11 protein-coding genes are annotated in these 12,257 nt (G+C 68.2%); 4 read left to right on the top strand and 7 right to left on the bottom strand.

Annotated elements, in window-relative coordinates; all coding sequences use genetic code 11:
- Positions 1-61: 61 nt before the first annotated feature.
- The 5 genes from AB0H36_RS22200 to AB0H36_RS22180 all read right to left on the bottom strand — a co-directional run bounded on the left by AB0H36_RS22200 (position 62) and on the right by AB0H36_RS22180 (position 5,053).
- Entirely contained in the window at positions 62-931 is an 870-nt protein-coding gene (locus AB0H36_RS22200) for an amino acid ABC transporter permease (RefSeq protein ID WP_360526300.1), read from the bottom strand.
- Positions 931-1,578, bottom strand: coding sequence for an amino acid ABC transporter permease (locus AB0H36_RS22195; protein WP_360526297.1), 648 nt, complete (start codon positions 1,576-1,578; stop codon positions 931-933). Before AB0H36_RS22195 ends, AB0H36_RS22200 begins: the two co-directional genes overlap by 1 nt.
- 94 nt (positions 1,579-1,672) lie before the next feature.
- Positions 1,673-2,602: a glutamate ABC transporter substrate-binding protein gene (locus AB0H36_RS22190; protein WP_360526294.1), complete on the bottom strand. Its 930-nt coding sequence runs from the start codon at positions 2,600-2,602 to the stop codon at positions 1,673-1,675.
- Positions 2,603-2,649: 47 nt separating this feature from the next.
- Complete coding sequence (locus tag AB0H36_RS22185; protein ID WP_360526404.1) at positions 2,650-3,378, bottom strand: amino acid ABC transporter ATP-binding protein; 729 nt, start codon at positions 3,376-3,378, stop codon at positions 2,650-2,652.
- A 169-nt stretch (positions 3,379-3,547) separates the two neighbouring features.
- Positions 3,548-5,053, bottom strand: a complete 1,506-nt coding sequence (locus tag AB0H36_RS22180) for an amidohydrolase family protein (protein WP_360526291.1) — start codon at positions 5,051-5,053, stop codon at positions 3,548-3,550.
- A 101-nt stretch (positions 5,054-5,154) separates the two neighbouring features.
- Here AB0H36_RS22180 and miaB point away from each other — a divergent pair, with 101 nt between their 5' ends.
- Together miaB and AB0H36_RS22170 are read left to right on the top strand one after the other, a co-directional pair.
- On the top strand, positions 5,155-6,627 hold the full coding sequence (gene miaB / locus AB0H36_RS22175; RefSeq protein WP_360526288.1) for a tRNA (N6-isopentenyl adenosine(37)-C2)-methylthiotransferase MiaB: 1,473 nt from the start codon (positions 5,155-5,157) through the stop codon (positions 6,625-6,627).
- 53 nt (positions 6,628-6,680) lie between these two features.
- Positions 6,681-7,352, top strand: coding sequence for a phosphotransferase (locus AB0H36_RS22170; protein ID WP_360526285.1), 672 nt, complete (start codon positions 6,681-6,683; stop codon positions 7,350-7,352).
- On the opposite strand, the gene AB0H36_RS22165 is transcribed toward AB0H36_RS22170, so the two are convergent.
- Positions 7,349-9,184: a LamG-like jellyroll fold domain-containing protein gene (locus tag AB0H36_RS22165; RefSeq protein WP_360526282.1), complete on the bottom strand. Its 1,836-nt coding sequence runs from the start codon at positions 9,182-9,184 to the stop codon at positions 7,349-7,351. The two genes, AB0H36_RS22170 and AB0H36_RS22165, sit on opposite strands and share 4 nt — an antisense overlap.
- A 230-nt stretch (positions 9,185-9,414) precedes the next feature.
- Complete coding sequence (locus AB0H36_RS22160) at positions 9,415-9,864, bottom strand: NUDIX domain-containing protein (RefSeq protein ID WP_360526279.1); 450 nt, start codon at positions 9,862-9,864, stop codon at positions 9,415-9,417.
- 332 nt (positions 9,865-10,196) lie between these two features.
- Between AB0H36_RS22160 and AB0H36_RS22155 the strand changes: the two genes are divergently transcribed.
- Complete coding sequence (locus AB0H36_RS22155; RefSeq protein WP_360526276.1) at positions 10,197-11,024, top strand: alpha/beta hydrolase; 828 nt, start codon at positions 10,197-10,199, stop codon at positions 11,022-11,024.
- Positions 11,025-11,237: 213 nt separating this feature from the next.
- Positions 11,238-12,254, top strand: coding sequence for a ScyD/ScyE family protein (locus AB0H36_RS22150; RefSeq protein ID WP_360526273.1), 1,017 nt, complete (start codon positions 11,238-11,240; stop codon positions 12,252-12,254).
- Positions 12,255-12,257: the final 3 nt, after the last annotated feature.

Raw genomic sequence — 12,257 nt, 5'->3', positions numbered from 1 at the left:
ATTCGACTGCCGCGCTGAACAGCGAAGCGCCCCCGGTACGTTGTGCCGGGGGCGCTTTGGGTTAGAGCGGGGCTTCCGCTGAGGTGGCGGCTTCCGCTGCGGAGGGCGGGGGAGTGCCCCGGACCTTGCGTTGGCGGCGGGAGCGGGCCTCGAGCCACCTGGCCAGCAGCGACAGCAGGGAGCACAGGCCGATGTAGATGATCGCGATGACGATGTACGTCGGGATGTACGGGAAGCCGTACTGGAGCCGGCCACCCATCTGCTTGCCCACGTAGAGCAGCTCGGCGTAGGTGATGATGAAGCCGAGGGCGGTGTCCTTCAGCAGCACGACGAGCTGGCTGACGATTGCCGGCAGCATCGACGTGATGGCCTGCGGCAACAGGATCAGCCGGACCACCTGGTTCTTCCGCAGCCCGGTCGCGTACGCGGCCTCACGCTGACCCTTCGGGACGGCGGCGATACCGGCCCGGAAGATCTCTGCCAGCACCGAGCCGTTGTACAGCGTCAACCCGAAGACGACCGCCCAGAACGGGCCCAGGCCGAGATCGAACTGCAGGTTGCCGTAGTAGAAGAAGAACATCAGGATCAGCAGCGGGATGGCGCGGAACAGCTCGACGACCAACGTCGCCGGTGCCCGGAACCACCAGTGATCGCTGATCCGGGCCGCTGCGAACACGGCGCCGAACAGGAGTGCGAGCACTGTGGCCAGACCGGCCGCCTTGAGGGTGTTGAGCAGACCGTTCAGCAGTTCCTGCTGGATCGACTCATAGGTGAACTGGATCCAGCGGCGTTCGGCGAACTGCCCGCTCTCGTTCAGCCGGTAGACCACCCAGCCGACGACGCCCAGCAGCGCGACGATGACCACCGCGTTCAGGATCCGGTTGCGCGCTTTCGCCCGCGGGCCGGGTACGTCGTACAGGACCGCACTCATCAGGCCACCGCCATCCGTCGCTCGGCCCACCGCTGCAGGAAGACCAGGGGAATGATCAGGATCAGGAACCCGACGGTGATCCAGGTCAGCGTGGCGATCTGGTTCTCACCGCGTTCGGCCATGACCGCCGGGATCGCACCGGCCTCCGCGACGGAGAAACCGGCCGCGATCGTGGTGTTCTTCAGCAACGCGATCATCACGCTCATCAGCGGCGGCACGATCGCCCGGAAGGCCTGCGGCAGGACGACGATGCCCAGCACCTGCATGAACGTCATCCCGACCGAGCGTGCGGCTTCAGCCTGGCCGGCCGGGATCGTGTTGATACCGGAGCGGACGACCTCGCAGACGAACGCCGACGTGTAGACCGTCAGCGCGACCACCGCGGACCAGAAGAACGTCGGCAGCGAGATCTGCATCTTCGGGGCACCGAAGACCAGGAACGCGAACACCAGAGTCAGCGGAGTGTTCCGCAGGACGTTCACGTAGCCGGTGCCGACGCCGCGCAGGGCCGGCACCGGAGAGACCCGGAACCCGGCCAGGATGGTGCCGAACACCAGGCTCAGGACCCCGGCGATCAGGAACAGCCTGAGGGTGGTCCAGAACCCTTCGACGAACAGTTCCCAGTTGTCTGTGAGGACCGAGAGCATCGCGACCTTCCAGAAATGAGTGGCGCGCAATCCCCAGAATCAGCGGAGCGCGGACCGGCCGCGACGCCCTGGCGGACGCCGCGGCCGGAGTGGATCAGTACTTCTCGAGCGGCGGCGGCGTCGAGTCCGAACCCGACTTGCCGAGCGTCTCGTCGTAGATCGCCTTCCAGGTGCCGTCGGACGCGGAGGTCTCCAGGATGGAGTTCACCTTGTCCCGCAGCGCCTTGTCGGCCAGCGGCAGGCCGATGCCGTACTTCTCGGTGCTGAACGGCTTGCCGACCACCCGCAGCTCGTCGGGTGCGGTCGCCGCGTAGCCCTTGAGGATCGCGTCGTCGGTGGTGACGGTGTCGACCTTGCTGTCCAGCAGTTGCGAGACGCACTCGGAGTAGGTCTTGAACTCGGAGATGTTGCTCGTCTCGGTGAGCTGCTCGTCCTTGACCCGCTGGATCGGGGTCGAGCCGGTCGCCGAGCAGACCTTCTTGCCCTTCAGGGCGGTCTTGCCGGCGTCCATCGAGGTGTCGTCCTTGCGGACCAGCAGGTCCTGGCCGGCGATGAAGTACGGTCCGGCGAAGCTGACCTGGGTCTTGCGCTTGTCGGTGATCGAGTAGGTGCCGACGTAGTAGTCGATCTCACCACCGGCGATCGCGGTCTCCCGGTTCGCCGACGGGATCTCCTTGTACTCGATCTTGTCCGGGTCGAAGCCCAGGTTGGCGGCCACCATCCGGGCGACCTCGATGTCGAAGCCGCAGCGCTTGCCGTCGGCGTCCTTGTACCCGAGGTTCGGCTGGTCGGCCTTCACGCCGACGACCGGGGTGCCGCGGCTCTTGATCTTGGTGAAGGTCGCGCTGCCGGCGACGTCGACGCCGGAGGCCGTGGTGAACTTGTGCAGTTCGCCGCACGCGTCGGACGCGGCGGCGTCGCCGGTGCCACCGCCACCGGCCGCGGGCTCGTCCTCCCCGCAGGCGCCGACGGTCAGCGCGAGCGCCGCGACGCCGAGGGTGGCGACGAGGTTGCGCATTCTCATGATCTGGTTCCCCTTCGTGTGGTTGCTGGTACGGCAGCGGGCGGACGTCAGTGCTTCAGGATCTTGCCGAGGAAGTCCTGGGCGCGCCGCGAGGTGGGGTTGGTGAAGAACTGATCCGGGGTGGCTTCCTCGACGATCTCGCCGTCGGCCATGAACACCACGCGGTTTGCCGCGGTCCGGGCGAACCCCATCTCGTGCGTGACCACGACCATCGTCATGCCCTGCTTGGCCAGGTCGATCATGACGTCGAGGACCTCCTTGATCATCTCCGGGTCGAGCGCCGAGGTGGGCTCGTCGAAGAGGATGACCTTCGGGTCCATCGCCAGCGCCCGCGCGATCGCGACGCGCTGTTGCTGGCCGCCGGACAGCTGAGCCGGGTACTTCGACGCCTGGTTGGCCACCCCCACCCGCTCCAGCAGCTCCATCGCCCGTGTGTCGGCCGTCTTCGGGTCCATCTTGCGGACCTTGCAAGGGCCGAGCGTGACGTTCTGCAGGATCGTCTTGTGCGCGAACAGGTTGAACGACTGGAACACCATGCCGACATCGGCGCGCAGCCTGGCCAGGGCTCGGCCCTCGCTCGGCAGCGGCTGTCCGTCCAGCGTGATGGTGCCCTCGTCGATCGGTTCCAGCCGGTTGATCGCGCGGCAGAGCGTCGACTTGCCGGACCCGGACGGGCCGATCACCACGATGACCTCGCCCTTGGCGATGGACAGATTGATGTCCTTCAGGACGTGCAGCTCACCGAAATGCTTGTTGACGCCGGTCAGGGCGACCAGGTCGGCCGCTCCGTCGGTGGCTGGCGTCAAGGTTCCGGAATCGCTCATGGCCAGAACCTAGCGGAGCCGGGGGTGTCGTCGCAGCGCTGGTCGGTTCCACGGTGGTAACGATCTGCAATATTGCCGAGCAGCCTGTGACCATCCGGTCACAGGGTGCTCGAAGTCTGTGTCAGCAGCAACCGCCCGCGGGGATCGTCGCCGCCGTGGGCGGCTCTTTCACAGCTGCCTCGACGTCGGCCAGCAGCCGCTGCCGCGCAGTGGGTGAGATCACCCGGCCGCGCGTGATCACGGTGTGGATCCGGCGGGTGTTGCGGATGTCCTGCAGCGGATCCGCGTCCAGTACGACGAGATCGGCGACCTTGCGTGGTTCGACCGACCCCAGGTCGTCGCGCAGGCCGAGGAACCGGGCCGGCTCGACGGTGGCGGCGTACAGGGCCTGGCGGGTGGTCGCGCCGGCGCCGACGAGGAGCTCGAGCTCGTCGTGCAGGGCGAAGCCCGGGACCGAGTACGGCGTTCCGGTGTCGGTGCCGGCCAGGATCGGGACGTCGTAGGCGAACAGCTCGCGGACGAATCGTTGCCGCCACGCCCACATCTCGTGCTGCCGGGCGATCTCCTCGGCCGGCCGGTTGGCCTTGTAGAGGGTCTCGAGCGCGTAGTCGTAGGTGAAGACGGCGTCCGCGCTCAGGTACTTCGCCAGCGCCGGATCGAGCGTCGCGTAGTCGGGCCTGTCGAGCACGCTGTGCATGGTGAGTGTCGGCGTGACCCGGGTGCGGTTACGGCGCAGCGTGCCGAACACGTCGGCGGCGCGGGCCCGGCTGAACGTGTTCGCCGCGAACCACTCGATCGGGTGCAGCTGGCGGAACCAGGAGTTGTAGTCGCCGGGCTTCACCGTGATGTCGGCGATCATCCGTCGTACCTCGACCTCCCAGGTGGAGACGGCGAGGCCGAGCGAATGAATGTGCTCGATGCTGCGCTGGCCGGCGTTGCTGACCTGCTGCGAGGTGAGCTGGTCGGGCCCGTGGCCGTGCACGGTCAGGCCGGTCTTGCGGGCCTCGTCGAGGATGGCGGCGTACGACGGGGGGCTCAGGCGCGAGTACACCTTGACGAAGTCGGCGCCTTCGGCCTTCACCCGTCGTACGGCGGCCCGCGCGGACGGCTCGTCGCCGACCACGATGACCTGGATCAGGTTCGGGTCCCACAGCGTCGGGTCGCCGTCGATGATGTTGCTCGCGACCACCATTCGCGGGCCGAGCAGAGTGCCGTTCTCGATGCGGTCGCGCCAGTCGTACAGGGCCGGGTTGGTGCCGGCCATCTCGCGGACCGTGGTGACGCCGTTGGCCAGGTAGAGCGGGGGAGAGACGCGCTCGTCGCCGATGCTGTGAACGTGCATGTCGGCCAGGCCGGGGATCACGAACTTGCCGGTGAAGTCGAGCTCGACGGCGCCGCGCGGGACCGGGAGGTGGCGGCCGACGCCGATGATCCGGTCGCCGCCGATCAGGACGGTCTGGTTGCGGTCCCGGCGGCCGGTCGCGACGTCGATGACGGTCACGTTGGTGAGGGCCGTGACGTGCTTCGGACCTGCCACCGCCTGGCTGGTCGTGAAGGTCGTGCCGCCGGCGATCACGGCGGCGCCGGCGGCGGTGCGGGCGAGGAACTGACGGCGAGAACTGTTCATGCCCTTCACTATTCTGGCCGGGCAGTCGCGCGTCAGGGGTAGCAGGCAGCCGGTCCCAGGTAGGGATTTGTCTACCGCGGCACGTACTCTAGGTGGCTGTCATGCGTACTTACGAGGTCCGCACCTACGGGTGCCAGATGAACGTCCACGACTCCGAGCGGCTGCGCGGCCTGCTGGAGGACGCGGGCTATGTCCGCGCGCCCGAGGGTGACCAGGCCGACGTGGTCGTTTTCAACACCTGCGCGGTCCGGGAGAACGCCGACAACAAGCTGTACGGCAACCTCGGCCACCTCGCGCCGGTGAAGGCTCGCAAGCCCGACCTGCAGATCGCGGTCGGCGGCTGCCTGGCGCAGAAGGACAAGGCGTCGATCGTGCGCAAGGCGCCGTGGGTCGACGTGGTCTTCGGCACGCACAACATCGGTTCGCTGCCGGTGCTGCTGGAGCGGGCCAGGGTTGAGCAGGAGTCGCAGGTCGAGATCCTCGAGTCGCTCGAGGTGTTCCCGTCCACGCTGCCGACCCGGCGCGAGTCGCCGTACTCGGCCTGGGTGTCGGTCAGCGTCGGCTGCAACAACACCTGCACGTTCTGCATCGTGCCGGCGCTGCGCGGCCGCGAGAAGGACCGCCGCCCGGGCGACGTGCTGGCCGAGGTCGAGGCGCTGGTCGCCGAGGGCGTGCTCGAGGTGACGCTGCTGGGGCAGAACGTGAACTCGTACGGCGTCGAGTTCGGCGACCGCTACGCGTTCGGCAAGCTGCTGCGCGCCTGCGGCACGATCGACGGGCTGGAGCGGGTCCGGTTCACCTCTCCGCACCCGCGGGACTTCACCGCGGACGTGATCGAGGCGATGGCCGAGACGCCGAACGTGATGCCTTCGCTGCACATGCCGCTGCAGTCCGGCTCGGACCGGGTGCTGAAGGCGATGCGGCGCTCGTACCGGCGGGATCGGTACCTTCGCATCATCGAGGACGTGCGGGCGGCGATGCCGGATGCGGCGATCACGACCGACATCATCGTCGGGTTCCCTGGGGAGACCGAGGAGGACTTCCAGGGCACGCTCGACGTGGTCCGGCAGGCGCGGTTCTCGGGCGCGTTCACCTTCCAGTACTCGAAGCGTCCCGGGACGCCGGCCGAGTCGATGGAGGACCAGGTTCCGCGGGACGTCGTACAGGACCGGTACGAGCGGCTGGTCGCGCTGCAGGACGAGATGGCCTGGGAAGAGAACAAGAAGATCGTCGGGCGGTCGCTCGAGGTGCTCGTGGCCGAGGGGGAGGGCCGCAAGGACGCCGCCACCCACCGGCTGAGCGGGCGGGCGCGCGACAACCGGCTGGTCCACTTCGCGCTGCCGGATGGTGTCGAGCCGCCGCGACCGGGTGACGTGGCAACGGTCGAGGTCACGTACGGCGCGCCGCACCACTTGGTCGCCGACGTCTTCGGCTCCGTACGCCGCACCCGCGCCGGCGACGCCTGGGAACGCACCCAGGACCAGCCTGCTTCAGCGCCCGGCGTGATGCTCGGAATGCCCACCATCGGCGCCAAGCCCCTCGAACCCGCCACCGGCGGCTGCCAAGTCGGGTGACCACCGAGCGCGGCCCAGCCGACACCCGCCCCCCGGCCGATCGGCCCGGTGCCGTGCCCTTTCCACTTCTTTCCCCTGATGCCGAGCCGTTTGCGGCGGGACGAGATGCCGACGTTTATGCGCTCGACGACTCCTGGGTGCTTCGGCGGTATCGCAACGGGCATCCGGTGCGGGATGAGGCCGACTTCATGCGCCACGTGGCGCAGTACGACTACCCGGTGCCCACCGTCCGCGAGGTCGACGGCCCCGACATGGTCGTGCAGCGCCTCGACGGACCAACCCTCGGCGACGCCGCGATCGCCGGCGACCTCACCGCAGTCCAGGTAGGCGAGATCCACGCCGACCTGCACCGCCGCCTGCAGGCGATCCCGGCGCCCAGCGGTACGCCGGGTCTGGTCGTCGTACACGGTGATCTGCACCCGCTCAACGTGATCGCGACTTCCGACGGCCCGGTCGTCATCGACTGGCGGAACGCTTTCGAAGGCACCGCCGCGTTCGACGTCGCGATGACCGCGCTCATCTTCGCCCAGGTCGCGCTCGACCCGTCGTTCGAAGCCCTGACCCCGCTCCTGCACGAAGCGCTCGGCGCCTACCTCGCCAACTCCATCGACCCGACCCCGGGTCTGCCGGACGCCCTCGCCGTACGCGGGCGCAACGTCACCCTCACCCCGGAGGAACTGGCGTTGCTGCCCGCGCAGGAAGAGCTGATCCGCTCCTACCTCTAGGTGTTCAGGAACTGCGACGGTTCGAGCGCGCGGGTGACGATCCTGAGCTCGCCGATGTGCCCGGCGAAGGCCTGCTCGATCACGTTGTCGTAGTGGTTCGCGGCGACCAGCCACGGCCGGCCCGCGGTCGCGAGCCCGTTCGACGGGGTCGCCGGATTGCGGAGCAGCGGCGACGAGTCGACGTACAGCGTCGAGTGCCGTCCGTCGTTGACGACCGCGAGGTGGAACCACCGGCCGGCGACCTGCTCGTGTCCCCAGTTGGTGAACGTGTCGTTGTGGTCGACCGGGTACACCGCCCACTGCAGCTGGCGCCCGCCGGAGAACGCGAGGTTGACGACCGGCTCCAACGGGTCGCTACCGGTCTTGCCCGCGTCCTTGCCGGTGCCCATCCGGCTCAGCAGTCCCTCCCAGGCGTGGTCGGCGCCGTCGTCGGCCAGCTTTACGAAGGCCTCGATCGTGTAGCCCTTGGTGAACGTCATCGCGTTGAGCGGCGCGTTGTCCGCCGTACGCAGATAGCCTCCGCGGGCCGGGCGCTTGCCGCCGGCAAACAACCAGCTGGCGTGACCGGGCTGGTCCGGGTGGAACTCGGTCGACGGGCGTGGCGCCTCGCCTGCGAGCTGGACCCTGGTCAGGTGGTTGCCCTGACCCGAGTGGTCGGTCACCTGGTCTGCGAGCGGCCCGTCGAACCTCCAGTACGCCGCTGTGCCCGGGATCACGAGCTGCTTCGCCGGCCGCGCCGGGCGCACCGGGACCGGAGCGAACCCGGCGAACCGCTGCTCGAAGTCGATCGGCACGCTGAACCGGTTGGTGTCGTCGGTCAGCTCGATCTCGCCCTCGGCCAGCTCACTGCGCCGGGCCGGGTCCTGGCCGAGGATCCACGGCGCGACCGTCTCCACGTCGATCGTGTTCCGGGCCAGGTCGAAGTGGTAGAGCCGGATCATCGCGGACCCGCCGTAGTACCGGTCCTGGTAGTTGGTCAGGTGCAGGTGCACGTCGTTGCCGGCGGCATTCTTCCGGGTGGTGCGGCCGGGCGGCCAGAAGTGACCGTTCAGCGTGAGGAAGATCTGATCGTTGTCCTCGATCAGCTGGTCCCAGACCCGGTTGCCGTGGTCGGTGAAGTACGCGACCGGGTTGCCGTGGTCGGCGTTGACCAGCTCGTGCGTGGTCAGGATGACCGGCATCCGCGGGTGCGCCGCGATCACCCCGCGGGCCCAGGCGAAACTCGCGTCCGACGGCCGCCAGTCCATTGCCAGCAGCAACCACTGCCGCCCGGCCGCGCGGAACACGTGGTAGCTGTTGTACCCGTTCTGCGTGGAACCGCCGTACGTCGCCATCCGCCGGAACCGCTGCGGGCCGAAGGTCTTCAGGTACGCCGAGTCGCCGCGAGTGTCATCCTTCGACGCGTCGATGTCGTGGTTGCCGGCCAGCACGGAGTACGGCATCCGGGCCCGGTCGAGCACCTTGAACACCGGGTCGGCCTGCGCGAACTCGGATGCCTGCGCGTTCTCCACGACGTCCCCGAGATGCGCGGTGAACACGATGTTCTCCGCCCGCCGCTGCTCGACCAGATACTCGAAACTCGCTGTGAGCGGCGCCGAGTCCCCCCGATCCAGATCGAACAAGTACTGCGTGTCCGGCACCACAGCCACCGTGAACCGCGGGTCCTCGGTGTCACCGCCTTGGCCCGCCGCTCGCGCCGCTTGTCCTGCCGCTTGCCCTGCCTGGGGCGTTGCCCCGGCCTCCTCGGCTCCAAGCACGCCGGGCGCGATCACCACCCCTGCCCCGAGCACTCCTGCCTGCAGCACCCGCCGCCGACTGGTCCCGTCGTCCATCCTGCCTCCAAGTTCGCTGACTCAGCAGCGAACTCTAAAGCGGTTCAGCACGCCCCGGGGTGAACGCCAGACGAACGTTCCCACCCATCCGCCAGTCATCGGGTGGCCTCCCAGGAACCGGTGGCCTTCAACAGGCAATAACCCACGCCACCCCACCGGAACTTGTTCAAGCCCCCGCCGGCCGACTCAGAACCTGTTCACGCCCGCGGCAGTCGGTGCCGGCTGCTGAGTCAGAACCCCTGGACGACAATCGGCGGTACGCCCCCGCCGTACAAGCCGGCCAGCACCCGCGCCTCATGCGGCACCACCGGATCCGGCAGCTTGTCCAACGCAAACCAATCGAGCCTGTCGGCCTTCCCCGGCTCCATCAGCCGTGGCTCACCGCTCCACTTCGACGCCGTGAAGAAGAAGTCCACCCGCTCATCGATCCACTCCCCGTTCCCCCCGGTCCGATGCATCGCAGTCACCGGCACCAGATCCGCCGGCTCGATCTCCACCCCCACCTCTTCCCGAGCCTCCCGAATCGCCGCCGCGAACACCGACTCGTCCTTCTCCACATGCCCCGCCGGCACCGCCCAGTACCCATCCATGTATCCGGTGTTGGCCCGCAGCAACATCAACACCTCATCCCCCCGCCGCAACACCACATAAGCCGCCGGCACCACCCGAAACCGATCCATCCCCCGACCCTAACCACCCCCACCGACACCCCGACACGCGCCCAACGGACACCACTCCGCGGCGCAGCCCCATCGGCGCCTTCGGCGCAGCGCGAACTGCCGACGCGTCCGCAGGTGATGCGCGGATGTGCTGTGGACCCGGGCCGGGCGCGGGAGCGGTCACCGCTTCGCGGCGGCTGACTTGTCGGCGCCTTCGGCGCGGCGCGAAGTGTTGACGCGGCCGTGGGTGGTGCGCAGATGTGGTGTGGAGCCGCACTCTGCCGTCGCGTTGTCGGGGACAAGCACGTCGAGGAGATTGCGAAGGTGATCGCCCCGGCGGGCTGGACTGCGGGATGGGAGTGTGGGTGTTTGCGCTATTGTCCGCAGGCATGTTTGGGGTGCGAGGTCGGGCGGGGCATTTGGCGTGGTATCGGACCGATGAGGTGGGGGCCGAGGTCGCTTTTCTGCACGGGTTTTCTGACTCTGCGGAGTGTTGGGAGCCGTTGATCGGGGCGATGCCTGGGATTCGGGCGCTGGCGATTGATGCGCGGGGGCACGGCGAGTCCGGGCTTCCGGAGGAACCGATCCGGTATGACGGACACAGCGACGATGCCGCACTTGTGCTGTCGGATCAGCCACGTGACGGCGGGGTGGTCGTGGTCGGCCACTCGATGGGTGCGATGGCGGCCGCCCACCTGGCCGCGGCTAGGCCGGACCTGGTCCGTGCGGTGGTGCTGGAGGACCCGCCGCCTGGTGCGCCGGCTGGCGACCAGCAGGCCCGGCCGTGGTCCGAACCGCAGTGGCTCGCGGATCTCCGGGCACTTGATCTGCCGTCACGGATCGCGCGGGGCCGGTCCGCGGACCCCGGTTGGCCCGATGACGAGCTCGATCCCTGGGCAGTGTCGAAGGCGCAAGTCAACCCGCATCTGTTCGATCTGCCGTTTCAGGACGCTGGCCCGCTGACCGAGCTGCTGGCCGAGATAACGTGCCCGGTACTGCTGATCCATGGGGACACCGAACGCGGCTCGCTGATCTCCACCGAGTACGCGGAGCGCTGTGCCCGCGCGGCGGCCGGCGAGTTCCGGGCGGTACACATCGCCGGTGCCGGCCATTCGGTGCGACGCGACAACCGCGCGCAGTACGTCGCCGTACTCACCGCGTTCCTCGACCGGCACCACTGAGCGTTCGCGCACCCACCGAGTGAGGCGGCTCTAGAAAGCGATTGATTGTCACCACGACGCGCGTCGGACCCCGACATCCCTTGACCTGTTGGTGATGTGGGTGGAGGCTGGCGAAGGGGTTCACGATGGTTCCCGACAAGGGGCCGGGGCTGTCAGATCGAGGCCACCGCTCAGCGGCGACCGTTGTTGTAGTGCTTGACCCGGGGGAATCGCATGTCTGCCACGCGTCGGAGCGTTCTGCTTCTTGCTGCCTTCGTCCTGGTGACGGGGGTGATGACACCGACAGCGAGCGCGCACGAACGGCGCGGGCCGTCGGTGACCCAAATCGCCAGCTTCGGCAATGGCACGCCCGTCACCGGAAGCACGATCGGTCCCGACGGAGCGCTGTACGTCACCGACGGAAGTGCCGGCAGCGTACTGCGGATCGACCGCCGAACTGGTCGCGTCACCACCTACGCCACGGGGTTACCGCGCAAGGCCCTTCCTACTGACTTCGGCGGACCGGTGGACATCGCGTTCGTCGGCCGTACTGCCTATGTGCTGGTCACGTTGGTCAGCGGAAACATCGCCGGTACTCCGTTCGGCGACAGTGCCGACAAGAACGGCGTCTACCGGCTCCAGCGCAACGGCGTTCTCACTCTCGTGGCTGACATCGGGCAGTGGTCGGCGGACAATCCTCCCGTACCCGCGATCTTCATCGACACCGGCGTGCAGTACGCCATGGAGCCGTACCATGGCGGGTTCCTGGTGACTGACGGACACCACAACAGGGTTCTGCAGATTCATCGGAACGGCGCGATCACCGAGGTTGCGACGTTCGGAAACGTCGTACCGACCGGGCTCGAAGTGACCAAGAACCGGGTCTACATCACCCAGCTCGGGCCGAACCCGCACCTGCCGGAAACCGGCAAGGTCCTCAAGCTGCGCCGAGGAGCGGAACCAATCGAGATCGCCAGCGGGGCGCGCATGCTCGTCGATGTCGAGCGAGGGCCGGGCGGCAAGCTGTTCGCGCTGTCGCAGGGGCAGTGGAACGGCGTGGGCGAGGGTACGCCGGCCTTCCCCGACACCGGTCGACTGGTCGTGGTCAAACACAACGGCAGCCTGGCGCCGGTCGTTGACCACCGCGGACGAGAGCTCGTGCTCGACCGCCCGACGACTATGGAGTTCGTCGGGCACACGGCGTACTTCGTCTCGGTCGTCGGCGGCGTCTACAAGATCGACAACCTCTGATCA

The sequence above is a fragment of the Kribbella sp. NPDC050820 genome (assembly GCF_040653975.1).
Classification (GTDB): Bacteria; Actinomycetota; Actinomycetes; order Propionibacteriales; family Kribbellaceae; genus Kribbella.
This window is presented reverse-complemented; position numbering and strand designations above follow the sequence as displayed.

Excerpts from the sequence above, each read along its gene's own strand:
- AB0H36_RS22200 (WP_360526300.1), bottom strand. The coding sequence starts at position 931 with ATGAGTGCGGTCCTGTACGACGTACCCGGCCCGCGGGCGAAAGCGCGC.
- AB0H36_RS22195 (WP_360526297.1), bottom strand. The coding sequence starts at position 1,578 with ATGCTCTCGGTCCTCACAGACAACTGGGAACTGTTCGTCGAAGGGTTC.
- AB0H36_RS22190 (WP_360526294.1), bottom strand. The coding sequence starts at position 2,602 with ATGAGAATGCGCAACCTCGTCGCCACCCTCGGCGTCGCGGCGCTCGCG.
- AB0H36_RS22180 (WP_360526291.1), bottom strand. The coding sequence starts at position 5,053 with ATGAACAGTTCTCGCCGTCAGTTCCTCGCCCGCACCGCCGCCGGCGCC.
- miaB (WP_360526288.1), top strand. The coding sequence starts at position 5,155 with ATGCGTACTTACGAGGTCCGCACCTACGGGTGCCAGATGAACGTCCAC.
- AB0H36_RS22165 (WP_360526282.1), bottom strand. The coding sequence starts at position 9,184 with ATGGACGACGGGACCAGTCGGCGGCGGGTGCTGCAGGCAGGAGTGCTC.
- AB0H36_RS22160 (WP_360526279.1), bottom strand. The coding sequence starts at position 9,864 with ATGGATCGGTTTCGGGTGGTGCCGGCGGCTTATGTGGTGTTGCGGCGG.
- AB0H36_RS22155 (WP_360526276.1), top strand. The coding sequence starts at position 10,197 with ATGGGAGTGTGGGTGTTTGCGCTATTGTCCGCAGGCATGTTTGGGGTG.
- AB0H36_RS22150 (WP_360526273.1), top strand. The coding sequence starts at position 11,238 with ATGTCTGCCACGCGTCGGAGCGTTCTGCTTCTTGCTGCCTTCGTCCTG.